Genomic DNA, 24,678 nt, shown 5'->3' on the forward strand with positions numbered 1-24,678 from the left:
CTCATTAAAACAGGTTTAACTCACGTTTATTCTTCGGCCCCATTCATGGAGAGTTCAGAGGCAGGCTTCTTTCAGGCGTGAGACGCTGTCGATGGTGACCGTGCGCCCGCGTACGTCGACGCCAGCGTTCGCGAGGGTAGCAAACGCTCGCGAGAGCGCTTCGGGGCCGAGCCCTAACTTTCCAGCAAGTACCCATTTCTGGAAAGGTAGCCGAAAGCTTGCCTCCGTCGCGCTCGCGGGACAGCGACTGAGGAAGTAGTTTCCGACCCTCTGAGCGGCGGTATGCAGGCGATCGGCTGCTATACAGTTCATCGAACGGACGAGAGTGGCCGATAAAATACGGGTGAGGTTTTCCTGTAACCGTGAGTTTCTTGCGGCAAGGTCCCGTAAAGCGTTGAGATCGAACACAGCCACTTGAGTTGAATCGACAGTTTTTGCCGCATGGGGCAACCGCTCTCCCGCGGACATGTACTCACCAAACATGTCACCCGGCTCACAAACGAAGATGTCCGCCTCGCGATCGACCGATTCCGATCGCATTAATCTTACATGCCCATGGATCAAGTAGTAGGCGCAGACGGCCACGTCGCCTTCCGAAAAGAGAACTTCGTTGGGCTCGTACTGGCGAAGCTCCACAAGTTCCATCAGCGCGTCGGTCGCAACCTGGTCGAGACCACGGAAGATGTCCGCTCCCAATAAAAGCGCATTTTCAACACACATGAGCTTTTCTCCTCCCGAGTAAGCTTCAGGGTCAATCGAGGTCGTCGTCAGCTATCGCGCGCCAAGCAGCGCCCTCGAGGTCATCGTACTGGCCGCTTTTCAACGACCAGAGAAACGCGGCAAGTCCCATCCCTCCCATCACCAAGGCGATCGGTATCAAGTAGATCAGCATATTCATGCGGAACGAGCCTCCGTATTTAGCCCGACCAAGGGCGACGCCATCTCCACCTGTCTGCCACGTCCGAATGTATTCAGTCGGAGGGAATTGGAGACGACGATAATGGAAGAGGTTGACATCGCCACCGCGGCAATGAGCGGTGTTGCGTACCCAGCGATAGCGATCGGTACAGCCAGCACATTGTAAGCGATCGCCAGGACAAAGTTTTGACGGATGAGACCCGCCGAACGTCGAGCGACACTGATTGCCAGCGGTACGGCATCTAGGCGATCATTGAAGAAAACAAGATCGGAAGCCTGGCGTCCGATGTCGGACGCGCTGGCAGGGGCCATCGAAACATGTGCCGCCGCTAAAGCAGGCGCGTCGTTGATGCCATCGCCAATCATGAACACGCGGTGGAGCCGCGTTTTCAGGTTCTCGCACTCTTCGACTTTCTGTTTCGGCGTCAGCCCTCCCAAGGCAACATCAATGCCAAGCTGCCGAGCGGCATTTTCGACGGTGCTTTGCCTGTCACCCGAAAAAATAACCGTCTTGAGGCCCATCGTGCGCAGTTCCTCGACAGCCGTATTCGCGCCGGGCCGCATGCTGTCGTCGAAATCAAACGAGGCAACGATCACCCCGTCACGGGCAAGTACGACTTCGGAAAATGGGCTGTCGGCTTCAAAAACCCTTGCTTCCAGGTCGCGACAGGCGAACGCCCGGTTTCCCAGTCGGTATTCGGCACCACCGTAGATGCTGATCAGACCGCCGCCGGGAACCTCTTCCACATTCTGACACGCAAGAATATCCGAAGCATATTCTCGTGCGAGGGCTTGCGAGAGAGGATGCTTCGAGTGGTTCGCGAGCCCGGCCGCGATACCGATGAAATCCGAACCCTCGGTGTTTACATTCACAAGGCGTGGCCGTCCGAGGGTCAACGTACCGGTTTTATCGAACGCCACCGCGTCCACCTCAGCTAGCCGTTCAAGCGCCGAACCATCTTTCACCATGACGCCGCGGCGAAACAATTCGCCGGCCGCGACAACTTGCACGACGGGGACCGCCAGTCCAAGAGCGCAAGGGCATGTGATGATCAAAACGGCGACAGCTACGAGTAGAGCCTGCTTCCAATCTCCACCTAGAACGCCCCAGCCAAGGAACGACAGCAAAGCAAGGAGATGTACGACCGGCGAGTACAATGCCGCGGCTCGATCGGCAATAGGACGATATCGTGCCCTGCCGCCTTCCGCCGCCTCGATCAGCGCGATGATCTCAGCGAGAAGCGAGTTGCGCGCAAGTTTAGTCGCTCGCACGACCAACGATCCTGTCAGGTTCATCGCCCCAGAGCTGACCACAGCGCCTTCTTGTATGGAAACCGGGCTGCTCTCACCGGTCACGATTGACATGTCGAGATCGCTTTTACCTCGAGCGACAACCCCATCGACTGGGATGCGGTCACCTGCGGCGACGGCAATCTCGTCGCCGACTGAGACTTCTTCGATTGGAACATACCGGCGCGATCCATCGCCGGACAGCAACAACGCTCCCCTTGGTGCCATACGGGCGAGACCGTTGATCGCGGCCCGTGCCTTTTCACGCATCACATGATCCAGAGTTCGGCCGATCAGGAGGAAGAAAAGCAAAGCCACAGTGGCGTCGAACCACGCATGCTCGCCGTGGTGCATCGTTTCCCAGAGCGAAACAGCATAGGACAGTGTTACAGCGAGAGAGATCGGGACGTCCATGTTTGTTCGCCCGTGCTTGAGAGCGTTCCAAGCCGACTTGTAGAAAAACCGGCCCGCATAGACCAATGCTGGTGCGGCAATCATCGCTGACACCCAGTGGAACATGTCGCGGGTGGCTGCATCCGCTCCAGACCAAACGGAAACCGAAAGCAACATGATGTTGGCCGCGCCAAACCCCGCGACACCCACTGCGATAAGAAGCTGGTTGCGGGTTTTGTCTGTCTCTGACGGGGTGGGAGTGGAGAGGTGCGCGCGATATCCGACTTTGCCGATCGCCGAAAGTATCCTCGTCGTGTCGGTTGGCACCCCGTCAACTGCCTCAAGATAGACACAGCTCACCCGCTTCGATGTCAGATTTACCCTCGCCCTCGTGACGAATGGCAACGCGGCCAGCGCCTTCTCCACGGTCATGATGCAGGCGCCACAATGAACGTCTGGGACGCTCAGATCCAACTGGTGGAGACCGCGTCCAAGCGGATGGCTGGAGAGCGCAATCTCCTCGGCGCTGAAAGACGTGCCGCTCATCGCGAGCATCGCCTCGGCATTCACCATGCAGCAGGTCATTCGCCAAACTCCGCGGTATCGAAACGCCGGGCCTCGTGCATGATGACCGCGCCGTCATGTCTACTGATGAATTCCACGATCCAATCGCCGGTCGGGACGTGCCGGTCGGCTTCGAACCGTCCCCTGCCGATCTTTGTCATCGTTGCGACGAAATCCTCGTGATCGCCCACTGGGCGTCGAAAATTGGCGGTCACTTCGTCAGCATCCGCCGGTGATCCATCGCGGTTGCGCAGCGAGTACAGGAACACGTCGCCGTTCAACGATATGTTGCTCGAAATCCCAGATGCGGTCATTGCCTTGATGGCCGCGGTCTTCTCGTTGAACTGCTGGCTTGCAACGTAGCTGTTTTCGACGACCAAGCCGCTCCAGGTCGAGTTCGCGAGATACGCCATCGTGACGTTGACCGAGACCACGACAGCGAAAAAACCACATGTGGTCAGGAGCATATGCCTGCCGGTGAATCCCTTGGTCGAGGCGCTCATTTCGGATCTCCTGGAGAGTTGAAGGCCGCGCGATACGTGGCGCGGTCGCTGTGCTTGTCGTCTTCGATGCTGAAGAGGAATTCGTTGACGGAGTTGCCGGCATCTCGCTTTGTCACGAACACCTTGATCGTTGTCGCCACGTCTGGCGCGGCGTCGATGACGAAACTGCGAGCGTCATTCATGCCTTGCTCGGGGATCCGCATCGTTGCACCATCAAGGCCGGAAATGCTGAGCTGGATCTTTCTCGGCCGTGGGACCATGTTCAAGATTCGGAGAGTGTAGCCGTTGCGGATGGAACCATCGCTTTCCATTACGTATTGAGGATTGCGATCATGAACGACGTTGAGCTCAAGTCTTTCTCGCACTGCGAGGTGCACAACCATCGCAACACCGATGAGGCACCAGACAGCGGCGTAAAAGACGACGCGAGGCCGGAAGATAATCCGCCAGTTGAAGTGGCGAATGGCGTCAACAAACGCCCCATCCTGGGTACGAACGTTCGAAGGATTAACGGGCGTGCCGCCGCCCGCGGTAGCGATCGACATGTTGTCCGCGTATTCGCTCAAAGTCGCGTAGGCTATGAGACCGCGGGGCTTTCCAAGCTTGTCCATCACGCCGTCGCATGCATCGATGCAAAGGGCGCAAGTGATGCACTCCATTTGCTGGCCGTCTCGGATATCGATCCCCATGGGACAGACCGCGACGCAAGCGTTGCAGTCGACGCAATCTCCAACAGGTTGCCCAAGCGCTTGCGCCTTCTTGGCGTGCCTCGAGCGTTGCTCGCCACGCCAGTCGTTGTAGGTTACTACCAGTGAGTTTTCATCCAGCATGGCGCCCTGAATTCGGGGCCAAGGACACATATATGTGCAAACCTGCTCGCGCATCAGACCGCCGAAGACATAGGTTGTGGCGGTCAAGGTAGCGACCGTCGCATAGGCCGTCGCGGGAGCACCTCCGACAAAAAACGTCTTGATGAGCGTCGGTGCATCAGCGAAGTAAAATATCCACGCACCCCCCGTCGCCATTCCGATGATCAACCAGATGGCATGTTTCGCGATGCGCTTTCTAAGTTTGTCCAGTGTCCATGGTCCGGCGTCGAGCTTCATTCTTGCGTTTCTGTCGCCTTCGATCGCGCGCTCCACCACTAGGAAGAGATCCACCCAGACCGTCTGGGGACAAGCGTATCCGCACCAGGCGCGGCCGACCGCTGACGTAACGAGGAACAAACCGAAGCCTGCCATCACGAGAAGACCCGCGACGTAATAAAATTCCTGCGGCCAGATTTCGATGAAGAAGAAATAGAACCGCCGCGAGGCAAGATCGACGAGGATCGCCTGATCCGGCGCATACTCGCCCCTGTCCCATCGAATCCAAGGCGAGAGATAATAAATGCCGAGTGTGATCAGCATTACGATCCACTTAAATCGCCGAAAACGACCCTCGGCTCGTTTTGGAAACACCTTCTTACGAGCCGCGTACAACGGCTCGCGATTACGCCGCGCGTTCACGGGTTCAGCGTTCAGTTGTTCGACTGATTTGGGATCTGGCGCGGTAAAGAGGTTCATCTGCACAATCCTGATTTTCTTGTGCACTTGTCCTACGTTTTAGCCAACCCATCCTTGATCCAAATCAAGGATGGGTTGCTTTACAAAAAGAGGCCGCGCCCTGGACAGGAGACGCGGCCTTATGGAGTCAGCTTGTCGGGGAGCCATTCATTCGCAGGTAAACCCGCACCGGCGTATGCTTGGACCTAATGTCCACCGCCCGCGGAGGGGTCGGATCGACGCTGGCGTCCTAGCGAGGACGAAGAGATTGCCAGACCATCGACGAGGTCACCCTTACCTGCTGGTGGTTCGATGGTCCTTGAGCGATGTCAACGAAACCATCGACGTTCCGATTTTCTCAGGCTCGTCTCGTTCACTATCCGCCGAGGCCGGCTTTGCTCGTATCGAAACGCGTGAATGGACGACGGCTCTTGGCACGCCGTAGAGTGCCAGAAGTGGATCGTGATCTCGATTGCTCATTTTTTCACCCTCATTTGCCGCCGCCGAGCGAGTGGACAAAAACCGTCAGCTCCTTCACCGTCGTATCGCCAAGGCGCGCGCCCCAGGCTGGCATCACCCCGTGCTTGGGCGCGGAGACTTGACGTGCGATCGCGTCTTCGCCTTTACCTTTGAGCCAGATGGCGTCCGCGAGATTGGGAGCACCCATATCGAGTTTCCCCTTTGCGTCTTCCCCATGACACGCGGCACAGTTGTCGATGAATATCTGCTTTCCAGCCTCAGCTAGCGCGGGGTCGGACGGCGTGTTCGTCAGACCCCATACATAGGCCGCAACTTGCCTCGTTTGGGTGAGATCGAGGATTTCCGCGAAGGCCGGCATTTCCGAAACATGGGTATCGGCATCTCCGTCGAAGCGTATGCCGTGGGTGATCGTCGTCTGGATCGCACCCAAATCCCCGCCCCAAATCCAGTCGTCGTCGTTTAGATTGGGAAAGCCCGGTCCCCCACTGGCACCGGACCCATGGCACGGCGCGCAATTTACCTTGAAGGCGGACGCGCCACCGGCGATGGCAAACTCCCGCAGGACGGGATCGGTGTCGATCTCTTGGACGGTTTTCGCCGCGATGAGGTCATGGAACTTCACCTGACCTGCCTTCGCTACTTCAAGATCCTGCTGCAGCGTGGCCCGACTGGAAAATCCCAGGTAACCCTTGGTGGCCGAAGTAAGCATGGGGATGGCAGGATATGCAATCGCATATCCGATGGCCCAGAGGATCGTGAAGTAGAACGTCCATACCCACCATCTGGGCATGGGATTGTTCAATTCCCGGATACCGTCCCATTGGTGTCCGGTGGTCTCGACGCCGCTGACTTCGTCAATATGTTTTTCCGACATCTCAATCGTCCTTCAACGGAATATTAGCGGCGTCCCGCGCTGCCTGCTTGCTGCCCGGTCGAAGCGAATAGACAACCGCTCCGACAAAAAACGCCGCCATGGCAAGCAGTCCCCAACTGTCGGCGAAATGCCGCATTGCTGTGTACGTTTCCATCCTTCACCTCATCGGTAGCCAGTAGCGTCGTCATAGGTCGAGAAATCGACCAACGTGCCGAGCATCTGTAGATACGAGACAAGAGCGTCCATCTCCGTGAGCTTCTTGGGGTCCCCATCGAAGTCACCGATCTTTGCCTTCGGATAGCGGGCCAGCAACGCTGTCGTGTCCGCGTCGGGATCGGCCTGGGCTTTCATGTCCGCCTCGGCGTTCGCGACCATATCGTCGTTGTAGGGCACGCCCACGTCTTCGTTGGCTTTGAGGTCCATGCCTATATCCTTCACGGAAATCTCATGGTCCTTGAGGAAGGCGTACTTCGGCATCACGGACTCAGGCACAACCGCCCTCGGATCTGACAGGTGCTGGACGTGCCATTCGTTGGAATAGCGCCCACCAACACGTGCCAGGTCTGGCCCCGTGCGCTTCGACCCCCATTGGAACGGATGGTCGTACATGGATCTGGCCGCCAGCGAGTAATGACCATATCGCTCGACCTCGTCGCGGAAGGGCCGGATCATCTGACTGTGGCAAAGGTAGCAGCCTTCTCTGATGTATATGTTGCGGCCCGCCAGCTCGAGCGGAGTGTATGGTCGCATGCCTTCCGCTTTCTCGATTGTGTTCTGGAGATAGAACAGAGGTGCGATTTCCACGATGCCGCCGATTGAAACGACGAGCAACGAACCGACGAGCAGCAACGTGGCGTTCTTCTCGATGATTTTATGTTTGTCCAGTATCGAAGCCATGGTTCACCTCACTCAGCAGGCTGCGCCCGTGGCGCGTACGTGGTTGGAATAGCCGCTTCTTTCCTCTGATGCCCCTTGATCGTCATGAAGACGTTCCAGGCCATGACGAGGCCGCCGAGCAGATAGAGGCCACCGCCGACGATGCGCAGGACATAGTATGGGAACATCGCAGCCACCGTTTCGGCGAACGAGTAGACCAGGAAGCCCTGAGAATTGTACTCGCGCCACATCAGACCTTGCTGAATGCCCGCGACCCAAAGCACGGCGGCGTAGATGACAATGCCGAGCGTCGCGAGCCAGAAGTGCCAGTTCACCATGCGCATGCTGTAGAGGCGTTCGCGGCCCCAGAGCTTCGGGGTCAGGTAGTAGATTGCACCGAACGTGATCATGCCAACCCAGCCCAGGGCGCCAGAATGCACGTGGCCGATGGTCCATTCCGTGTAATGGCTCAAGGAATTGACCGTCTTGATCGACATCATTGGGCCCTCGAAGGTCGACATCCCGTAAAAGGCGATAGCGACGATCATCATGCGGATGATGGGGTCTGTTCTAATCTTGTCCCAAGCGCCCGAAAGGGTCATCAGACCGTTGATCATGCCGCCCCACGACGGCATCCACAACATCACTGAGAAGACCATGCCTAGGGTCTGCGCCCAATCGGGAAGCGCCGTGTAGTGCAAGTGGTGCGGGCCGGCCCAGATGTACATGAAGATCAGAGCCCAAAAGTGGATGATCGACAGGCGATAGGAATAGACCGGACGGTTAGCCTGCTTGGGAACGAAGTAATACATCATTCCGAGGAAGCCCGCGGTCAGGAAAAAGCCGACGGCATTGTGTCCATACCACCATTGAGTCAGCGCATCCTGAACGCCCGAGAACACCGAATAGCTCTTCGAGCCCAGGAATGAGACGGGCACGGCGAGGTTGTTTACGACATGCAGAAGCGCGATCGTCACGATGAAGCTGAGATAAAACCAGTTCGCCACGTAGATGTGGGGTTCTTTTCGTTTTAGGATGGTACCCAGGAAGACGACCAGATACGCGACCCACACGGCGGTCAGCCATAGGTCCACATACCACTCGGGCTCGGCGTATTCACGAGCTTGCGTGATGCCGAGAACGTAGCCTGTCGCGGCCATCACAATGAAAAGCTGATAGCCCCAGAATACGAACCAGGCGAGGCTTCCACCAAACAGACGGGCGTGGCATGTGCGCTGGACGACGTAAAAGGAAGTCATGATGAGTGCGTTGCCGCCGAACGCGAAGATGACCGCGGACGTGTGCACTGGGCGAAGGCGCCCGAAGTTCAAATAGGGAGCAATGTTGAGATCGGGGAAGGCCAACTGAGCGGCGATGATTACGCCAACTAGAAACCCGACCACCCCCCAGAAAACCGTCGCGATCAATCCGTATCGTATGACTTCGTCGAAATACGCGGAAGTATCCACTTTCACGGCCCGACCAGCGGGGGAAAAGTCCACGCGACGAACGAGCATCAACGTGCCCGCGAAAAGACAGAAGCAAAGGATTCCCATGTGGGTGGCGAAAAGTTGGTCATGAGCGAACCCGGCTCCTAGCAATGCCAGGAACGCGGCGACCGCGACCAATATCGTTTCAGTTGTGTAATTCATAATGTCGTCCCCAGTGCGCAGACGACCGCGATGCGGGCGTCTTTCAGTCGTACTTTGGGAAAAGGACTGTCACGGCACCGCGACGGGCTCCTTGATCTACATCAACGAACCCTCACAAACCCGCGGGCAACGAGGCGGTGTTACAAACTGTTACACTCTTTCACCAATTCGCACCGTGCGATCATTCCGGCGTGACCAGGGACATTTTTAATGGCCCCACTGTCATAGAGGGGATATCAACATGTTCATGCAGAGCCACGAAGCGTTTCAGAATGCGGAACTCGCAAAAGACGCGATTGGTGCCAGATCGCTCGCATCCGTGTTCGATGCTAGCGCGACGGAAACCGTCGACGCCGGCCAAGCCATCTGCTGGGAAGGCGACGATGCCAATCACCTTTTCCAAGTCATCGAAGGAGTCGTACGCCTCCATCGGATCATCGGCGAAGGCCGCCGGGTGATCACCGCGTTTCATTTCGCGGGCGACGTCGTCGGCGCATCTCTCGTTGGAGCCTTTCTGTACACCGCGGAAGCGGTCACGGACTGCAAAATCCGCCGTATCTCTCGCAAGAACTTCCATGAACAAGTCGCACGGTGCGACCAGCTTCGCCCCGCTTACATTGGGCTGCTTTGTCGCGAGAACGCGGCGGCCAGCGATCAAATGGTGCTACTGTCGAAAAAAATGCCGAGGAACGCCTCTGCAGCTTTATCCTGAAACTTGTGTCTCGTTCGGACGCCGAACGCCGCGGCCTGTTGCGGATCCCGATGAATAGACAGGACATCGCGGACTATCTCGGGCTGACCATCGAGACGGTCTCGCGAACAATCTCGAAGCTTTCCGCGCGCAACGTGGTCGTTGCCCAGGGGCGGCATGATTTGCGGATCATCAGCATGTCGAAGCTCACGGCTCTCTCGGGAAGCGCTGATGATTTTCCCGATAAAACCTGCCATAGGATCAGCCTGCACTGATCCAAGGAAAAGCCATGCCTCACCGTCTGATCTCACCGCGCACCGCATCTTCTCAGGAGCTTGACGCGCTGGTGCACGTCCTAGATGGCGCCGATATCATCGTACATCGTCTCGAAGGAACGATCACCCACTGGTCGATCGGCTGCGAGAACATGTATGGCTGGACTCGTGAAGAGGCGGTTGGAGAGAAGATCCACGACCTCTTGGCCACGAGCTATCCTCGACCGAAAGAGGATATACTGACTGATCTTAGGGCTCGCGGCTCTTGGCAAGGCGAAATCACCCACCGTCACAAGAGCGGCCACGACATCTACATCGCCACACGCTGCGTCCTCGTAAATCTTCCGGACGGTGATATGGCCGTCATTCAGACGAACAGCGACGTTAGCGCCCTAAAACGGGCCGAGGAGATTGTCAGATCACGCGAAGCTCATCTTTCATCGATTCTCGACACGGTCCCAGACGCAATGGTCGTAATCGATCAAAAGGCGACGGTGATCTCCTTCAGCAAGGCTGCTGAAAAGCTATTTGGAATGTCGGCGGACCAGATATGCGGAAAAAACGTCAGCAATCTCATGCCGAATCCTTACCGCGCTGCGCACGACGGCTACATCGGCCACTACTTAGACACCGGGGAGAAGCGTATTATCGGATACGGTCGCGTCGTTACGGGACAGCGCGCCGACGGTTCTCATTTTCCAATGGAACTCCATGTAGGCGAAGCAACGGCGAACGGCGAACGAGATCTTCACGGGATTCGTCCGAGACCTGACAAGCCGCATGAAGATTGAAGAAGACCTACGGCAAGCTCAGAAGATGGAAGCAGTCGGCCAGCTCACAGGGGGGCTGGCACACGACTTCAACAATCTTCTCACGGTCATCAGCGGCAACCTCGAGATGATCGAGGGCAAGCTCCAGCCTGGTTCTCTGCGCGACATGCTCCGAGAGGCTCAAGACGCCGCGGCCGATGGAGCGAAGCTAACCGGACAACTGTTGGCATTTGGCAGACGGCAGCCGCTCAATCCAAAGCAAGTCGACCTTGGCCATCTCACCATGAGCTTTTCGGATCTTCTGCGTCGAATTCTCGGAGAAGATATCAAACTTTCAACGATACTGTCAGGCTCTCATCTTGATGCACTCGTCGATGGCTCCCAGTTGCAGAATGCAATCTTGAACATTGCTCTAAACGCACGAGACGCTATGCCAAAAGGAGGAAGCCTTACGACAGAGGTTTCTCAAGTAAGTTTGGACGCGGACTACGCCAAGATGTACCCTGAGGTGCGAAGCGGCAACTTCATTCTTATTTCAATGACTGACACTGGTAGCGGGATGACCGACGAGGTCAAGAAGCGTGCGATCGAGCCATTCTTCACGACCAAGGAGGTTGGATCCGGCACTGGTCTCGGATTGAGCATGGTTTATGGCTTCGTCAAACAATCCGGTGGCCATCTCCAGATCTATAGCGAGGCTGGACGTGGCACTACCATCAGGATCTATCTCCCGGCGCTTGCACCCAGTCACAAAAATTCCGAAACAGACTCCGCCCCCAAGGTCGAAGTTCCACTTCCGAGAGGCAACGAGCGGATTCTGGTGGTCGAGGACGATCCGCGCGTACGGCGTGTGGCCGTCGCTAGGTTGGTCGACATGGGCTACGACGTGTTGGAAGCAGAGAACGGCCAACGCGCACTTAATGTCCTCGCCGAGGAGAACGACATCGCACTGCTGTTTACCGATATCGTCATGCCGGGCGGCATGAATGGCGATGAGCTCGCATCGCAAGCAAGGGGACTACGTCCAAATCTGGCGGTCCTTTTCACATCAGGCTACTCCGAACCCGCGCTGGCGTCGGCGAACGTCGTCGCGGGCGCTCTGTGGTTGCGCAAACCGTACACGGCTCGCGAACTTGCGGAAAAACTGCGCACGTTGCTTGATACCTCCGAACATCATTGAAACCGGCCCCGATGGCTTGCGCGACCTTAATGCTAAATTTACCATTCCACCCCATTTTCGGGGTTGCGACAGCAGACCAAAGCAGATTGCTGCGACCACCTAGAGGCGGCAAATGAGCGGGTGGGCACAGACCAACGAAACAACCGCATATGATAAGCTCGTAAAGCGCATGGAGGTTCTCGAAGCACGCATGCGTGCTCACTTCCATGTGATGACAATCGTGGGCGCCGTCTTGGCGCGAAGCGACACCATGCTCGCGGACATGGCGAAAGCCTACCGCGACCGCCATCCGCACCCCGAGGCGGATTGCAGTGACGCAAATTGGTCGAACAAGGTTATCGGCGCCGAGGTGGTGCGATACTTTCCGTAATTGCACCCGAAAAACCCGCGACTATCGCAATTCGGGTGATCCAGGGCGGCTTGCTCGCATAGCAACCGTTTTGGACACTCGGTGTGAAAATTACGCTTCGCGGATCACCAATATGCGGGCCAGAGCCAGAAACTCAACGAAAGTCCAATTCAAACACATGTCCCGTCTCCGCGACGGCCCGCGAAAACCTCGCGCCGTGCATTTCGGCGATTCGTCCAACGATTTTAAGCCCTATCCCTAGGTGGTCTGGAGAGCCAGTCGTGGCTCGGCTATGTGAAACCTCTTTAGGGTGCCGGTCCTCTACCCTGATCAAACCATAGCCAACATGAACGACGATCAGTGTCCGATCGGGAGTATGCTTGACCGCGTTCTCGATTAGATTACGAAGCGCGTCCCGCAACAGAGATGGGGCACCTCGCAGCGACGCCTTCTCGACCTGGCTGGAAAATTCCAGCGCGTGCGCGTTTTCGTAGACCCAAGGCGCGAGCTGCTCCACGACGGAAGACGATAGCTCGACCAGGTCGATATCCTCGAACATGCTGTGATCCACGCTATCGAGACGCGCTAGCGCTGTAAGTTGCGAAACGAAGTTCACCAAGTCATCAAGGTCAGTTTCTGCCTTCCGAGCGCGTGGGTGATCAATGTGACCAAGCTCCAGCTTCAAAGCAGCAAGCGGTGTGCGGATTTCATGTGCTATCCCCGATGTCAGGACTTTTTGGGCCTTCATCAATTCTCCGACACGTTCGAAGGCGCGATTGACGGCGTGGGCCAGATGGGCCACCTCCCGAGGCATCTGGTCGAAGTCCAGATGCGAACGGGAGTCCAGTGGGTCTATCCTATCGGCCTCGTTTGCCGCGGCGACGACTGGCCGCAACGCTTGTCGGACGGACAGCAGTGTTCCGCCCGGTACGAGCACCAGAAGGATCGTCATGGGGACAATCAGATGTTCGATTACTTCGTTCCACAAAACCTCGGACATCACGTCATCAGGATCGCCGATCGATGCGATATCGACGAGAAAACGCTGGCCGGCAACGACGAAGGCGCGCCCCCCGACTAGCGACAACGGCTTTCCGGAAGTCAAGGATCGCAGCCAAAAGTCAGGTGGGTTCACATCAACCGGAAGGAAGTGCGCCTCACAAGCCGTGTCGCACGACCGATAGATTACGGCACCACCCGCGGAGCGAATCCCGGCGATATAACCGGTTTCACCTCGGTCATAGCGTTGGTGCACATTGTCGGGCAACAGATATCGGGTGCCCGATCCTCCACAATGATCCCGGCGGCAAGCCGCTCAGTCTCCTGCTCGACGAACAACCGGGAAAGCTCCCCGACGTTCCAATAATAATCAGAGAAGACAACAGCGAGCTGCACAAACATTGCAAGGATCGCGAAGAAAGCGATCCGTTTCGTCAGAATTGACCCTAGCGTAGGACGTGACTGGCTCAAACGCGAACCTCGCGCATCATGTACCCGACCCCCCGGATCGTTTCGATCGATGAACCAGTCGGGTGGGCTTCCAGCTTCTTGCGAAGACGCGACACCGCCAGTTCGACGGCATTCGTGCTTCGCTCGTCGCCGAATTCCGAGAATGTGTGTTCGATCCTAGAGCGTCGGGCAGTTTCTTTGAATCTGACGATTCCCCTGGCTTCGATTTTATGATTCAACATGGCAGGAGGACTTGCCATGTCTCGCGCCTATTCTTCGGACCTTCGCCAACGGATTGTTGATGCGATCACGCAAGGCCAAACGCGTCGGGCAGCCGCTGCTGCTTTCAAAGTCTCGCCCGCCACGGCTGTTCGGCTTAAGCAGCGGGCGGATCGAACGGGCTCGGTCGAGCCCTCCCGGCGCGGTCGGCCCAGCGGCAGCGGCAAATTGGGCCCGGTCCGGGATGCCATTATCGCCAAGGTAGAGGCGCAACCGGATATAACCATGCCCGACCTGGCGACTTGGCTGGTAGAGCATCATGGTGTGAAAGCTGATCCTTCGAACCTGTCGAAGCTTCTTTGCCGGGCGGGCTTCAGCTTTAAAAAAAACACTGCTGGCATCGGAACGCGCACGCGCCGATGTGCGCCGGGAGCGCGATGAGTGGCGCAAACGTCGCCAACCCGCTATGCAACAGAGCCCCGGACGTCTCGTCTTCGTAGATGAGACTTCGGTCAAGACCAACATGACACCACTGCGTGGCCGTAGCATCAAGGGCAAGCGCCTTCAGGCGGATGCGCCTTTCGGCAAATGGCACACCCAAACCTTTGTCGCCGGTCTGCGCTGCGATGGCATCACGGCACCCTTTGTCGTCGATGGGGCCATGGATGGAGCCAAGTTCGACACCTATGTGCGAACTCAACTCGCACCGACGCTTGAACCAGGCGACGTGGTGATCTGGGATAACCTCAACGTCCACAAGAGCCCCCGAGCAGCGGCGGCCATCGCTGAGCGGAAGGCATGGATACTCTTCCTGCCGCGATATTCGCCAGACAACAATCCGATTGAAATGGCCTTTTCGAAGCTCAAGGCACTCTTGCGAAAAATGAAAGCAAGGACTTATGACGATCTCTGGAAAGCCGTCGGAAAGGTTTGCGACCTATTCACGCCGCAAGAGTGCTGGAACTATTTCCGCCAGGCCGGATGCGTTGCACATTAATCGCCCGAGGCTCTAGCCTTTGGAATCACCTTACCGCCATTGCGCATCAACAATTCGAGCAATGCTTTCTCCGAGGGGGCGAGAGGAACTTCGTTGTCTGCACAGGTCACCCGCCGCGATGCGACGTCGAGTTTCAGCGCCGCATACTCCAAGATTGGCATGGATGTGGTAGGCGATCGGCGGATAAGTGCCCGGATACGGGCAGTGAGCTCTCCATTGTGAAATGGCTTAGCGAGATAGTCGTCGGCACCTGCGTCCAGCCCCGCGATGCGTTCGTCTATCGCCCCCCTTGCTGTCAGAACAAGTACCGGCGTTTGAATGCCCGCGCTTCTAAGGGACTTGAGGACGTCGATCCCATCTTCATCGGGTAATCCGAGATCAAGGTATAGCGCGGCAATCTGGAAGGAACTCGCGCGACAATCTAGATGGGACTGTTGTGTCGCGGACAGTGGGAGTTTAGCAGCGTGATTGACGCTGGCAAGCGGTCATTGCTCTTCTAATTGTCGCGGAGCGTCAATCTGTGTAGCCTCGTTGATTGTCGCGTAGATTGGAGGCCGCCCGCGTTGCCGTTTTGCCTCCATAGCTGAGCGGCGACGGTAGCTCTCGACGTTCATCTCGAAGATCGTGGCGTGATGAACGAGGCGATCCACCGCGGCGAGCGTCATGGCGGGATCTGGAAAAACTTTGTTCCATTCGCCAAAGGGCTGATTTGCGGTCAGCAGGATAGATCGCCGCTCATAGCGTGCCGAGATGAGCTCGAAGAGGACGCTGGTCTCAGCCTGATCCTTTGCGACATAGGCAAGATCGTCGAGGATAAGCAGATCGAACTTGTCGAGCTTGTTGATGGCGGATTCCAGTTGCAGTTCGCGTCGCGCGACCTGGAGCTTTTGAACGAGATCCGTCGTCCTGGTGAAGAGCACGCGCCAGCCGTTCTCGACCAGCGCCAAGCCGATGGCTGCCGCAAGATGGCTTTTACCGCCCCCCGGCGGCCCGAACATGAGAACATTAGCCCCCTTCGCCAGCCAGCTATCTCCCGCCGTCATCGCCATGATCTGCGCTTTGGAGATCATCGGCACGGCGTCGAAGGCAAAGCTGTCGAGCGTTTTGCCCGGCGGCAACCTGGCCTCGGACAGATGGCGTTCGATCCTGCGTCTGTCACGTTCGGCAAGCTCATGCTCGGCGATAATCGATAGGAAGCGGGCCGCGGGCCAACCCTCTCTGTCGGCCTGTTGGGCAAAGTCTGCCCAAAGCATCTTGATCGCCGGCAAGCGAAGCTCGTTCAACATAATGCTCAGACGGCCAGCATCGATATCATTGGGATTGGTCATGCGCGTTCTCCCACCTGGTCGGCGCTGACAAGGACCTCGTAGCCGCTTAGCGGTGCCAGATGGACGGAGACGACGGGTAAGGCGGCGGGGTCGGGCGCAAAGTGCTTTCGCAACTCAGCCATATCGGGAAGCTCGCCGGCATCCAACGTTCTGGCCAGTTGCTCGGCCAGTTCGCGTTCGCAGGTTCGCTCATGGGCCAGCGCCAGGATCTCGACCATGGTCTTGCAGGCCTGCTTGTCGGTCAGCCGCTCCAGCAAGACCTCGAAGGTTTGCCGATATTCCAGCCTCGGGAAGAGCTGGTCTCGGTAGACGAGCCGCAATAGCGCCATCGGCTTCTGACGGAGCGAGTGAATGACGTGCCGGTAATTGACGACCTGGCTGTGGCGACCATCTGGATGTCCCCGCCCTCGGGAAAGCGTCATGAGATAGGTGCCGCCGACGAACACATCAAGTCGGTCATCGAAGAGGCGCACCCGTAGCCGATGACCGATCAAGCGGGAAGGCACACTGTAGAAGACTTTGCGCAGCGAGAAGCCGCCGGTGCGCATCACCCTGACAACCACCTCCTCGAAGTCTGTCGTCCTGCGCTGCGGCAGGTCCTGAAGATGAGGTCTTTCTGCCTCGATACGCTTGAGATTGTGTGCATTGCGGCGGCTAACGATCTCATCGATGAAGGCACGGTAGGCGGCAAGATCGTCGAAGTCGTTGCTGCCGCGCATGAGCAGCGCATCACGGATCTCTGCCTTGATATGCCCGTGCACGCTCTCGATCGAGCCGTTCTCGTGGGCGATGCCTTTGTTATTGCGCGTTGGCTTCATGTGATAGTGAGCGCAAAGTTCCTCGTATCGACGCGTCAGATCCTCCTGCTCGTCGGCAGTCAGGTTGCGGAACGCCGCCGACAGGCTGTCGCTGCGATGGTCATGCGGCGCGCCGCCAAGGGACCACAGGGCGTTTTGTAGCCCTTCCGCCAGGGCGACAAAGCTCTCGCCGCCGAGGATGACATGACCATGTTCGAAGCCGGAATAGGCAAGGCGGAAGTGATACAGGAGATGATCGAGCAACTGGCCGGCGATCGTGACCTCCAGACTATCCATGTTGGTGAAATCCGAAAGGCCCAACCGGCCGGGCTCGTGAACCTGCCGGAAGATGACCTCCTGCTCTGCGCCATGCACAGCGCGCCAGGAGCGAATGCGCCGCTCCATCGTCCGACGAATGCCGTCCCCAAGCTCCGGGTGGCGGCGCAACATCTCCTCGAATATCGCCACCGCCCGTATTCCGGGCGCAGCCTGAAGCAGCGGCACGATCTCGGCGTCAAAGATATGGGCCAGTGGATCCGGACGCCGGCGCTCTCGCGGTTTTGTTTTTTGAGATGGCAGACGCGGATCCTTCTCGATCCGGAAAGCTGTCGTGCGGCCGATCTCGGCTTTTGCGGCAGCAACCGTGACGGAATGATTTTGACGTAACTTCATGAAAAGCCTCATTTGATGATCGTTTACATGGCGACCTGGCACAAAGTGATTCTCCGGTTATGGAAAATCGCCAGATTGACCGCGATCACAGGCGCAGGGCATGCCTGAATTTGCGCCACGGGTGGTGGGCATAACTTCGATCGGGCTACGCCCTCACTCCGTTACGCCCACCACCCGCAAAGTCCCATCCTGATTGTCGCTCGAATTCCACGTTGATCGTCGCGCGGCAATCAAGGAGCACCAAGTCGTATTCGCTGTCTCGAAGTGCCAGCCGACCTTCTTGTGCGGTTTCGAACGCGTCAATCCTCCAGCCCTCGCTTCGGACCGCCTCGCTCAGAAGGTCTCGAAGCCTGGCGCTGTCCTCTACGAGCAGAATCCTCATGCCTTCTTTCGACCAGTTACCATGGACAAGACCAAATTCTCCCGGTGCCTCCAGCTCTCGACTATCGCCGCGCCAGCGTGGATGAAGACAAGCACCATAATGCTATTGGCGATCGTGCCATGCAATTGCTCTAGCCACTTTTCACCCCAAAAGGCGTCCAGCGTCGTCATCCAGCCCGAAACCGCTGTCGCCGCAAGCAGCCCCATGAGCAAGAGCATCATCACGGACGCTAGCGGATTGTGGCCGAGATGCCGCTTCTCGTTGCCCTTGGCAATGCCGACGATATAGGCGACGACCTTTCGCGGCGTCGGGAAGAAGTCGGCAAACCGTGCATGCTTAGTGCCAATGAAGCCCCAGACTAAACGGATAGCCAGGGCGACGGCGACCACGTATCCCGTCATACGATGCCAGTACTTTCCTTCTTCGAGGATAAAGAGGTTCAGTGTGCAGGCTGCCACCACCGTCCAGTGAAAAACGCGGACCACTGGATCCCATACCTTGACGGTGTCGGGCGACATGTTGGAGGGCGGTCCGCCCTCCTTCTTCGACGAGACCGACGTCATGGCTCAGTCGCCCTTCTGAACGATGTCACCGGAGACCGGGTTAAAATAGACCTCGGCCCGCTTCCCATCCTTGTCCTTGCCGTAGATCTCGTAGCAGTTCCCAGTGATCTCGAATGTCTTGACCTTATAGCCGAGCGCGTCGATCTTCGCCTTCATGGCATCTTGCGACATCCACTTCGACTTGGCTTCCGTCGTGCAACTCGGGCTCGCGAACGCCAGTGCCGGAGCGCAAGCGATGAGTGAGGCTGCCACAATCAATTTCATCATTTTGTCTCGATCCTTTTCATACCCCTTGGGGCGACGAACTGATCAGTAAGGCTTGTTTCCTGTCTGTTACCTGTCCGGCGCAGACTTCTCCCCTTCGCTTAAGATCATTCCCTCCAATTTGACGAGGGTCAAAGAGCAACAACCGCACATGGCATAAGACTGTTCCCGAGGCCAAGTGGGCCCCGAAAACAGGAGACTTTCCATGCGTTTGAAACTTGGCCTGATCGCCGCCGCGGCAGCTTTGATTGCTTCCACGGCCCCTTCGATGGCTGCTGATCACCAGATCCAACTTCTCAACAAAGGTGCCGACGGCGTCATGGTATTCGAGCCCGGCTTTGTCAAAATCGCGTCGGGCGATACCGTGACTTTCGTCCCGACGGACAAGAGCCACAATGTGGAGACGTACAAGGGTCTCATTCCTGAAGGCGCTACGGAATTCAAGTCCAAGCCGAACGAACAGTATCAGGCGAAGTTCGATGTACCCGGCGCATACGTCGTAAAGTGCACCCCCCACGCGGGAATGGGCATGGTCGCCCTGATCGAAGTCGGTGATAAGCCTGCGAACCTCGAGGCAATCAAGTCCGCCAAGGTTCCTAACCCGGTTCGCAAGCGTCTCGACGCCGATTTGGCACAGGTTCAGTAACGCGCCCGTTCGGATGGCGGAATAGGCAATCCCTGCCATGGAGACACGCATGATGTCGACATCGCGATCTGGGCCGTGCATGTAACTCCGGTTCTTGTTGTGGCTTTTGCTATCGGTGGCGGTTTTTTCAACATGGTCTTCGACCCCTCATCCCCGCCGGTTAAGCGCCCCGTCGCCTTGATCATCATCGGCAGCGGGCTTTTCGTCGCCGGATATTACCACCACGGTCTGGACCAACTTGGAGAATCCTTAAGCTTCGATGGGCTTCGACCGTTTGGCGCCGAGCTGGGCTCGAACGTCTTCATGGCCGGCCTCTTCTCCCTCGCGGCAATATCTGTCGCTGCAGCCGTGTCGCGAACGCGTCGCCTGGCTAGAATGTTAGGAACCGCTATCGCCGTTGCGCTCGCCTCAGCCTCTTTTCTCTTCGTGGGGCATTGCAGTGTGGTCTCGCCGCGATGGCATGGCTTGGTTCGGAAAAGGCCGAAGAGGCACTTCCGAGCATAAAGCGGAAGCTTTCCGCCGAGGCGTTCGGGGGACTCGTTGCCGCCGCCCCTCAGTTCCCCAGCTGGCTTGCCCGCAGTGTAGGAAAGGCCGCTTATGGCTGAACAGTATTTGCAGCTGTCCCGGGACGATCGGAGAGATTTTCTTGCGATCGCCGCGGAGAAGACCGGGCGGCCGATCCATCTTCTGGAAAAGGACGCCTGGGTCGTCTGGGCGCTTCAAACCCTTTATGGAACGGCGCTCGGTGACCACCTCCTCTTCAAAGGCGGGGCACGTCCCTCTCGAAAGCCTACAACGCCATCCGCAGATTTTCGGAAGATGTCGACCTAACCTACGATATCCGCGAACTCACTCGCGATCTGGTGGGCGAGAACAAGCAGGCGTTGCCGGAAACCAGAAGCGAGGAGAAGCGCTGGTCGAGCGAGGTCCGCAAGCGCTTGCCGGATTGGATTTCTGAAACCGTGAGCCCGATCATTGTCGATGCGAGACCTACAGGTGCTGATTAATGATTTCACGACCGTGCACCTCGAAGGTAAACTGAGCTCAAACCGTGAAGAGCGCTGAAGTTGGGAACGAGGCATAATAGTCACCGAGCCCCTCACTTAACTCTCCAACAGCGCCTCTGAAGCAATTATGCGACAAAATCTAGGCGGAAATTACATCATGGAAAACCGTAGGAAAGCACTTAGGACTACGTTAGTTACTCAATGATATCCTGATTATCACCTTCTGTACTGGGAATAACATCGTGTTTGTACTATCCATCGCCGAGAGCGGAAGTGAAAGAAACTTTCTGACGACAGATCTAAAGTTGGTCAACGGCCAGCTTCTCGCAGTGGTCGGTGACTGCACAAAAAGCTTTGCTATCAAGGACGTTATCGATCTCGTCCTTGTCGACCGAGGGGAAGGTTTGCTCTTGAAGACTGCCGAAAGGCGGTGATGGAGGCACGAGGGCGCGGGCAAGCCGTTTTTGCGGTCACGGTCGACAGAGACGCGCAGGATCATCTTCCAGCGATCTTCGAACGCCAAGGATCCGCGCTGGTCGCAAACGTCGCACGGCTACCAGTCGCGCTTCCGGCGATCTATAGGAATTTGACCTCCTGATAACGGTGGCACCACTCTTTGCCGGGACCCTGTGCAAGCATTACGGCTGGCGCTACGACCTGATGTAGATCGATCGATACGCAAGCCTTCGATCGTCTTCGATCCAGCTCGCCCGGCAGCCACGTGCAGTGTCAGCTGCAAATGGCTCGCAACGGCGGTTCGAACCGAGCTCTGCTAGGCAGCCTCGTGCGAGTGCACGCCAATGACAGGTCTATTTTCGTCGACGACCAAAGCTATCGCGAGAACCGAGGAAAGATCGAAATCAGCCAGTGAGTTTTCGATGGTAGCGACAAGGCGACCAGCGACGATCGCGAGCGCGCTAGCCAGGAAATTCGCTTCTTCCCCGTTATCGCGGAGCACTCCAACTACGAACATATCTTCCCTCCCATTTGGCGGCACGAGTTATTTCAGCCATCCAATCCCCAAGCGAACATGACATAGTAGCGATTCCTGACATATGGCTGAATGGCGGGATCTGGCACGCCACCCGATCCGTCTCAAGCCAATTTGCTATGTGTACGTCCGAAGGCCCCAGCATAGGCGTCGAACGCCGCAGCCACTGCCCGGACGAGAAACCGCGAATCCTTCTGAACTCTGATCCTTGTACCGTCCACAAGGGCAACGCCGTCGCAAACCAACTTCGCGAGTTGCTCGTTCCTCTCGGTCAAGAATGACGTCTCGTACCCCGAACCATCGACGATTTCGGCGAGATCGACTTCGAAATCGCACATAAGCCTTTCAATGATCCTGGCTCGCAAACGATCTTCTTCAGTCAGGCGATAGCCTTTTGCTGTCGGCAGTATGCCCTCCGAGACCATTGCCGCGTATCGTCCGATCGCGACGTCGTTCTGGTAGTACCCTGAAGGAAGCTTGCCAATTGAAGAGGCTCCGAGACCAATTAAGGTCTGACAATCGTCAGTGGTGTATCCTTGAAAGTTTCGATGGAGGGCGCCAGCTCCGGACGCTGTGGCGAGTCCGTCTTCCGGCAAGGCAAAATGGTCAAGACCGATTTGCATGTATCCCGCCGAAACGAGTGCGCGCGCGATCGCCTCAGCTTGTCGATTTCGCTCCTCGGCGTTTGGGAGCGAGGATTCGTCGATAAGCCGCTGGTGTTTTTTGAACGAAGGTACGTGCGCATACCCGAAGACCGCAAACCGATCGGGTCGCAATTCGACGGCCATTTCGACCGTCTCCACGCATGACGCTACTGTCTGGAACGGTAGACCGTAGATTAGATCGAAGTTGACGCTTTCGGTACCGTTAGCGCGCAACCCAAACACGGCTTTTTTTGTCTCATTGAAAGTCTGAACGCGATTGATCGCCTTCTGCACGATCGGATCGAAGCTCTGAACACCGAGACTTGCTCGGTTGACCCCATTGCGACCTAGCGCACCGATCATCTCCCTGGACAGCGTCCGTGGATCGATCTCAACCGCGATACTGGCGTCAGATCCGAAGCGAAACGCACTGCGCAGCTTTTCTATCAAAGTCGCAAACTCTTCGGGCCGCATGATGGTGGGCGTACCACCGCCGAAGTGAACATTGCGAACCGGCAGCACATCCCTGGACGATCCCGTGACGAGCTCGATCTCGCGCATCATTACGTCAAGGTAGTCGAGGATCGGTGCGTCTTGCTTGGTAATCGTCGTGTGACAACCGCAGTACCAGCACATGGACCTACAAAAAGGTATGTGCAGATACAATGAGACAGGATCATTGACGTCAAGCTCACCAAGGGCCCGCGCATAGTCCGATGGACCGATGGTCGGCGCAAACGCCGGGGCAGTTGGGTAGCTCGTATACCGGGGGAGCCGGGTGTCGCCGTATTTTTTCACCAAGGCGTCTGACATTACCTAATCCTTGCGGTGGTCATGCCTCCTTATGCACGCGGGAGCGGTTGGGTTCCTTGTCTTATGTCAATGAAGCTTGCTGGAGATTGTCGGAAAGCTCATTCGTCTTTGTTCGCCATCAAAGTCCGATTTCGCTCGCAGGTTTATGTTCCGCAAACATTGGACGAGCCGCCGTCGACGAACGAAATCGCGGCGATCAAAAAGGATCCGGCCAAATGACCGACGCGGCAACGAATGCAGGGCAAGTCCACCACATCGATGTAAGGACCTTGCCCCAGCGGAGCGGCACCCGCGTATTTTTGGAACGCTCCACACGCTGACGCCTGGCGGCATGCTGCACATCACCAGCGACCACGAACCGCGCCCGCTCCAGTATCAGCTTGAAACCGGCCTGCCGGGCAAGTTTCCTGGGAGTATCTCGAACAGGGCCCCGAGGTCTGGCAGGTCGAGGTCGTCAGACTGGACGCCGGGTGCGACTGCTGCCGCGGCAGCCATTAAAGAGAAAGTCGATGATGCCAACAGGAACGAGCCTGTCGCGGTGGACAATGTCCTACTTCGCAGCCGCGCTCGCCTTTCTGCTGATCGCGGAAGGCCTGTTGGCAGTCGGGGCATGGGTACCGACAATGGATTTCGCCGAGCCAAACGCCTTGATTGCTGTCCACTCGACGACGATAGGTTGGCTTGGCTTGCTGATGTTTGGCGCGCTGCTCCAGTTCACACCCGTCTTGACCGGGCTCACACTCCCGAACGGCATGTTCGGGCTAGTGGTACTAGCCGGTATGGCTGGCGGCTTCGACTTCAGGGGCAGATCGCCAACAGCCGAGACTGGTATGGAGCGATGGCGCTCCTATCTGACCGCAAATTGGCGCCGCGCCCGCATCCAACACTCATTTTCCAAATTGTCCGGATGGCAAACGCGGCGTGTCGCGAGGATCAGCTTCAGAAGCTCCCACTCGATTACGACGTTTCGCTTGAACCAATCGGCCGCAACAATCTTCCCGGGCACTCCTCTCGGGACCTTCGCGTCCTAAGAAGTCAGTACGATCACCAGGATAGCCCTTGCAACGGTATATATGTGGCGGATCTTAGTCCGCCCTCTCCTGCCAGGGCGGGCCAAGGAACGGCTTTGATTGGGGAATGGGCCGAACACATACTTTGTGCCCATGACCACGCCATGCTCATATGACACATATCAACAAACGAACATTTCGCGGCTTCAATCGTCCTGGAAAAGCGCCGTGGCGAGATAGCCAGCAGCCATCGAGCTTCCAAACACGTAAACGAACAAGAGCTGAGCGATCCAATGGCCGGAAGCGCCTTCGGAGAACTGAGCGGAGAAACCAACCCACCAGATCGCCAGTCCGGTGACGGCTCCAAGAGCAAAACCGATGGCAAGGCGACTGATGATGAACGAGATGAGCGGCGGCATGTGAACCTCCTGTCCCAACCTTGGAAAACGAACCTTCCTTGGGATGGTTCCCGACTGATCTGGATCAATTACCAGCCAGCATGCAGATGCGAGAAAGCAAAGATCACGAGGAGTATTC

General features: G+C 57.2%; 21 protein-coding genes and 9 pseudogenes. 9 read left to right on the forward strand and 21 right to left on the reverse strand.

The genetic code is table 11. The annotated features are described in order from the left end of the window. Positions 1-54: 54 nt before the first annotated feature. From P3R82_RS10490 to ccoN, 10 genes are all read right to left on the reverse strand, one after another. Positions 55-720 carry a Crp/Fnr family transcriptional regulator gene (locus tag P3R82_RS10490; RefSeq protein WP_283193800.1) on the reverse strand — a complete coding sequence of 222 codons (666 nt, stop codon included), beginning with the start codon at positions 718-720 and terminating at the stop codon, positions 55-57. A gap of 31 nt (positions 721-751) precedes the next feature. Next, positions 752-898, reverse strand: coding sequence for a cbb3-type cytochrome oxidase assembly protein CcoS (gene ccoS, locus P3R82_RS10495; protein ID WP_111563653.1), 147 nt, complete (start codon positions 896-898; stop codon positions 752-754). After that, positions 895-3,186, reverse strand: coding sequence for a cation-translocating P-type ATPase (locus tag P3R82_RS10500; protein ID WP_283193801.1), 2,292 nt, complete (start codon positions 3,184-3,186; stop codon positions 895-897). Before P3R82_RS10500 ends, ccoS begins: the two co-directional genes overlap by 4 nt. Then, complete coding sequence (locus P3R82_RS10505) at positions 3,183-3,668, reverse strand: FixH family protein (RefSeq protein ID WP_111563655.1); 486 nt, start codon at positions 3,666-3,668, stop codon at positions 3,183-3,185. The genes P3R82_RS10500 and P3R82_RS10505 overlap by 4 nt, the downstream gene beginning before the upstream one ends. Further along, a complete protein-coding gene (ccoG, locus tag P3R82_RS10510; RefSeq protein WP_283193802.1) occupies positions 3,665-5,233 on the reverse strand; it encodes a cytochrome c oxidase accessory protein CcoG in 1,569 nt (522 codons plus the stop codon). Before ccoG ends, P3R82_RS10505 begins: the two co-directional genes overlap by 4 nt. Before the next feature lie 273 nt (positions 5,234-5,506). Further along, positions 5,507-5,692, reverse strand: a complete 186-nt coding sequence (locus P3R82_RS10515) for a hypothetical protein (RefSeq protein ID WP_283193803.1) — start codon at positions 5,690-5,692, stop codon at positions 5,507-5,509. 10 nt (positions 5,693-5,702) lie between these two features. Then, positions 5,703-6,566 (reverse strand): cytochrome-c oxidase, cbb3-type subunit III, encoded by an 864-nt coding sequence (gene ccoP / locus P3R82_RS10520; protein WP_283193804.1) that lies wholly within the window; start codon positions 6,564-6,566, stop codon positions 5,703-5,705. A gap of 1 nt (position 6,567) precedes the next feature. Then, complete coding sequence (locus P3R82_RS10525) at positions 6,568-6,720, reverse strand: cbb3-type cytochrome c oxidase subunit 3 (RefSeq protein WP_111563658.1); 153 nt, start codon at positions 6,718-6,720, stop codon at positions 6,568-6,570. An 8-nt stretch (positions 6,721-6,728) separates the two neighbouring features. Further along, the gene (gene ccoO / locus P3R82_RS10530) at positions 6,729-7,463 is read right to left on the reverse strand and encodes a cytochrome-c oxidase, cbb3-type subunit II (protein WP_283193805.1); all 735 of its coding nucleotides are present in this window, start codon (positions 7,461-7,463) and stop codon (positions 6,729-6,731) included. 8 nt (positions 7,464-7,471) lie between these two features. Beyond that, positions 7,472-9,094 carry a cytochrome-c oxidase, cbb3-type subunit I gene (gene ccoN, locus P3R82_RS10535; RefSeq protein ID WP_283193806.1) on the reverse strand — a complete coding sequence of 541 codons (1,623 nt, stop codon included), beginning with the start codon at positions 9,092-9,094 and terminating at the stop codon, positions 7,472-7,474. Positions 9,095-9,335: 241 nt separating this feature from the next. On the opposite strand from ccoN, the pseudogene P3R82_RS10540 reads away from it, so the two are divergent. From P3R82_RS10540 to P3R82_RS10550, 3 genes and pseudogenes are all read left to right on the forward strand, one after another. Then, a pseudogene (locus tag P3R82_RS10540) lies at positions 9,336-10,060 on the forward strand (helix-turn-helix domain-containing protein). Between the two features lie 14 nt (positions 10,061-10,074). After that, a pseudogene (locus tag P3R82_RS10545) lies at positions 10,075-12,010 on the forward strand (PAS domain S-box protein). Between the two features lie 112 nt (positions 12,011-12,122). After that, on the forward strand, positions 12,123-12,380 hold the full coding sequence (locus tag P3R82_RS10550; protein ID WP_283193807.1) for a hypothetical protein: 258 nt from the start codon (positions 12,123-12,125) through the stop codon (positions 12,378-12,380). A 133-nt stretch (positions 12,381-12,513) separates the two neighbouring features. On the opposite strand, the pseudogene P3R82_RS10555 reads toward P3R82_RS10550, so the two are convergent. Continuing rightward, positions 12,514-13,829: pseudogene (locus tag P3R82_RS10555) on the reverse strand (HAMP domain-containing sensor histidine kinase). Continuing rightward, positions 13,826-13,993, reverse strand: a pseudogene (locus tag P3R82_RS10560) (helix-turn-helix domain-containing protein); the annotation flags it as partial. The pseudogenes P3R82_RS10555 and P3R82_RS10560, both read right to left, overlap by 4 nt. A gap of 73 nt (positions 13,994-14,066) precedes the next feature. Here P3R82_RS10560 and P3R82_RS10565 point away from each other — a divergent pair. Continuing rightward, positions 14,067-15,024, forward strand: a protein-coding gene (locus P3R82_RS10565) for an IS630 family transposase (protein WP_283193551.1) whose coding sequence is annotated in 2 segments (ribosomal slippage) — positions 14,067-14,408 and positions 14,410-15,024 — 957 coding nt in all. Because the reading frame shifts where the segments join, the coding sequence is not laid out codon by codon here. A gap of 11 nt (positions 15,025-15,035) precedes the next feature. On the opposite strand, the pseudogene P3R82_RS10570 reads toward P3R82_RS10565, so the two are convergent. The 6 genes and pseudogenes from P3R82_RS10570 to P3R82_RS10595 all read right to left on the reverse strand — a co-directional run. Further along, positions 15,036-15,431 (reverse strand): annotated as a pseudogene (locus P3R82_RS10570) (response regulator); the annotation flags it as partial. A gap of 78 nt (positions 15,432-15,509) precedes the next feature. Beyond that, positions 15,510-16,352, reverse strand: coding sequence for an IS21-like element helper ATPase IstB (gene istB, locus P3R82_RS10575; RefSeq protein WP_113178757.1), 843 nt, complete (start codon positions 16,350-16,352; stop codon positions 15,510-15,512). Beyond that, a complete protein-coding gene (gene istA, locus P3R82_RS10580; protein WP_162741443.1) occupies positions 16,349-17,833 on the reverse strand; it encodes an IS21 family transposase in 1,485 nt (494 codons plus the stop codon). Before istA ends, istB begins: the two co-directional genes overlap by 4 nt. A gap of 217 nt (positions 17,834-18,050) precedes the next feature. Beyond that, a pseudogene (locus tag P3R82_RS10585) lies at positions 18,051-18,203 on the reverse strand (DNA-binding response regulator); the annotation flags it as partial. Further along, the gene (locus tag P3R82_RS10590; protein WP_283193808.1) at positions 18,200-18,766 is read right to left on the reverse strand and encodes a cytochrome b/b6 domain-containing protein; all 567 of its coding nucleotides are present in this window, start codon (positions 18,764-18,766) and stop codon (positions 18,200-18,202) included. The gene P3R82_RS10590 and the pseudogene P3R82_RS10585, both read right to left, overlap by 4 nt. Before the next feature lie 3 nt (positions 18,767-18,769). After that, positions 18,770-19,033, reverse strand: a complete 264-nt coding sequence (locus tag P3R82_RS10595; RefSeq protein WP_111563667.1) for a PepSY domain-containing protein — start codon at positions 19,031-19,033, stop codon at positions 18,770-18,772. A 202-nt stretch (positions 19,034-19,235) separates the two neighbouring features. On the opposite strand from P3R82_RS10595, the gene P3R82_RS10600 reads away from it, so the two are divergent. The 3 genes and pseudogenes from P3R82_RS10600 to P3R82_RS10610 all read left to right on the forward strand — a co-directional run. Beyond that, positions 19,236-19,676, forward strand: a complete 441-nt coding sequence (locus tag P3R82_RS10600) for a pseudoazurin (RefSeq protein ID WP_283193809.1) — start codon at positions 19,236-19,238, stop codon at positions 19,674-19,676. Positions 19,677-20,273: 597 nt separating this feature from the next. Continuing rightward, positions 20,274-20,653: pseudogene (locus tag P3R82_RS10605) on the forward strand (nucleotidyl transferase AbiEii/AbiGii toxin family protein); the annotation flags it as partial. Positions 20,654-21,080: 427 nt separating this feature from the next. Further along, positions 21,081-21,281 (forward strand): annotated as a pseudogene (locus tag P3R82_RS10610) (protein norD); the annotation flags it as partial. Between the two features lie 174 nt (positions 21,282-21,455). Here the strand turns inward: P3R82_RS10610 and P3R82_RS10615 are convergent. After that, positions 21,456-21,656, reverse strand: a complete 201-nt coding sequence (locus tag P3R82_RS10615; protein WP_283193810.1) for a hypothetical protein — start codon at positions 21,654-21,656, stop codon at positions 21,456-21,458. Positions 21,657-21,778: 122 nt separating this feature from the next. Then, positions 21,779-23,131 carry an oxygen-independent coproporphyrinogen III oxidase gene (gene hemN / locus P3R82_RS10620; RefSeq protein WP_283193811.1) on the reverse strand — a complete coding sequence of 451 codons (1,353 nt, stop codon included), beginning with the start codon at positions 23,129-23,131 and terminating at the stop codon, positions 21,779-21,781. A gap of 215 nt (positions 23,132-23,346) precedes the next feature. Between hemN and P3R82_RS10625 the strand changes: the two are divergent. Further along, positions 23,347-23,629 (forward strand): annotated as a pseudogene (locus P3R82_RS10625) (DUF2249 domain-containing protein). A gap of 47 nt (positions 23,630-23,676) precedes the next feature. Next, on the forward strand, positions 23,677-24,162 hold the full coding sequence (locus tag P3R82_RS30285) for a hypothetical protein (RefSeq protein WP_349294059.1): 486 nt from the start codon (positions 23,677-23,679) through the stop codon (positions 24,160-24,162). A gap of 185 nt (positions 24,163-24,347) precedes the next feature. Here the strand turns inward: P3R82_RS30285 and P3R82_RS10635 are convergent, their stop codons facing one another. Next, a complete protein-coding gene (locus P3R82_RS10635; RefSeq protein WP_111563672.1) occupies positions 24,348-24,560 on the reverse strand; it encodes a hypothetical protein in 213 nt (70 codons plus the stop codon). Positions 24,561-24,678: the final 118 nt, after the last annotated feature.

It is taken from the genome of Rhizobium sp. AN80A, from assembly GCF_030053015.1.
Taxonomy (GTDB): domain Bacteria; phylum Pseudomonadota; class Alphaproteobacteria; order Rhizobiales; family Rhizobiaceae; genus Rhizobium; species Rhizobium metallidurans.

Excerpts from the sequence above, each read along its gene's own strand:
- P3R82_RS10490 (WP_283193800.1), bottom strand. The coding sequence starts at position 720 with ATGTGTGTTGAAAATGCGCTTTTATTGGGAGCGGACATCTTCCGTGGT.
- P3R82_RS10505 (WP_111563655.1), bottom strand. The coding sequence starts at position 3,668 with ATGAGCGCCTCGACCAAGGGATTCACCGGCAGGCATATGCTCCTGACC.
- P3R82_RS10525 (WP_111563658.1), bottom strand. The coding sequence starts at position 6,720 with ATGGAAACGTACACAGCAATGCGGCATTTCGCCGACAGTTGGGGACTG.
- P3R82_RS30285 (WP_349294059.1), top strand. The coding sequence starts at position 23,677 with ATGTCCTACTTCGCAGCCGCGCTCGCCTTTCTGCTGATCGCGGAAGGC.
- P3R82_RS10600 (WP_283193809.1), top strand. The coding sequence starts at position 19,236 with ATGCGTTTGAAACTTGGCCTGATCGCCGCCGCGGCAGCTTTGATTGCT.
- ccoG (WP_283193802.1), bottom strand. The coding sequence starts at position 5,233 with ATGAACCTCTTTACCGCGCCAGATCCCAAATCAGTCGAACAACTGAAC.
- ccoP (WP_283193804.1), bottom strand. The coding sequence starts at position 6,566 with ATGTCGGAAAAACATATTGACGAAGTCAGCGGCGTCGAGACCACCGGA.
- P3R82_RS10595 (WP_111563667.1), bottom strand. The coding sequence starts at position 19,033 with ATGATGAAATTGATTGTGGCAGCCTCACTCATCGCTTGCGCTCCGGCA.
- P3R82_RS10500 (WP_283193801.1), bottom strand. The coding sequence starts at position 3,186 with ATGACCTGCTGCATGGTGAATGCCGAGGCGATGCTCGCGATGAGCGGC.
- ccoO (WP_283193805.1), bottom strand. The coding sequence starts at position 7,463 with ATGGCTTCGATACTGGACAAACATAAAATCATCGAGAAGAACGCCACG.
- P3R82_RS10550 (WP_283193807.1), top strand. The coding sequence starts at position 12,123 with ATGAGCGGGTGGGCACAGACCAACGAAACAACCGCATATGATAAGCTC.
- hemN (WP_283193811.1), bottom strand. The coding sequence starts at position 23,131 with ATGTCAGACGCCTTGGTGAAAAAATACGGCGACACCCGGCTCCCCCGG.
- istA (WP_162741443.1), bottom strand. The coding sequence starts at position 17,833 with ATGAGGCTTTTCATGAAGTTACGTCAAAATCATTCCGTCACGGTTGCT.
- P3R82_RS10635 (WP_111563672.1), bottom strand. The coding sequence starts at position 24,560 with ATGCCGCCGCTCATCTCGTTCATCATCAGTCGCCTTGCCATCGGTTTT.
- istB (WP_113178757.1), bottom strand. The coding sequence starts at position 16,352 with ATGACCAATCCCAATGATATCGATGCTGGCCGTCTGAGCATTATGTTG.
- ccoN (WP_283193806.1), bottom strand. The coding sequence starts at position 9,094 with ATGAATTACACAACTGAAACGATATTGGTCGCGGTCGCCGCGTTCCTG.
- P3R82_RS10590 (WP_283193808.1), bottom strand. The coding sequence starts at position 18,766 with ATGACGTCGGTCTCGTCGAAGAAGGAGGGCGGACCGCCCTCCAACATG.
- P3R82_RS10515 (WP_283193803.1), bottom strand. The coding sequence starts at position 5,692 with ATGAGCAATCGAGATCACGATCCACTTCTGGCACTCTACGGCGTGCCA.
- P3R82_RS10615 (WP_283193810.1), bottom strand. The coding sequence starts at position 21,656 with ATGTTCGTAGTTGGAGTGCTCCGCGATAACGGGGAAGAAGCGAATTTC.
- ccoS (WP_111563653.1), bottom strand. The coding sequence starts at position 898 with ATGAATATGCTGATCTACTTGATACCGATCGCCTTGGTGATGGGAGGG.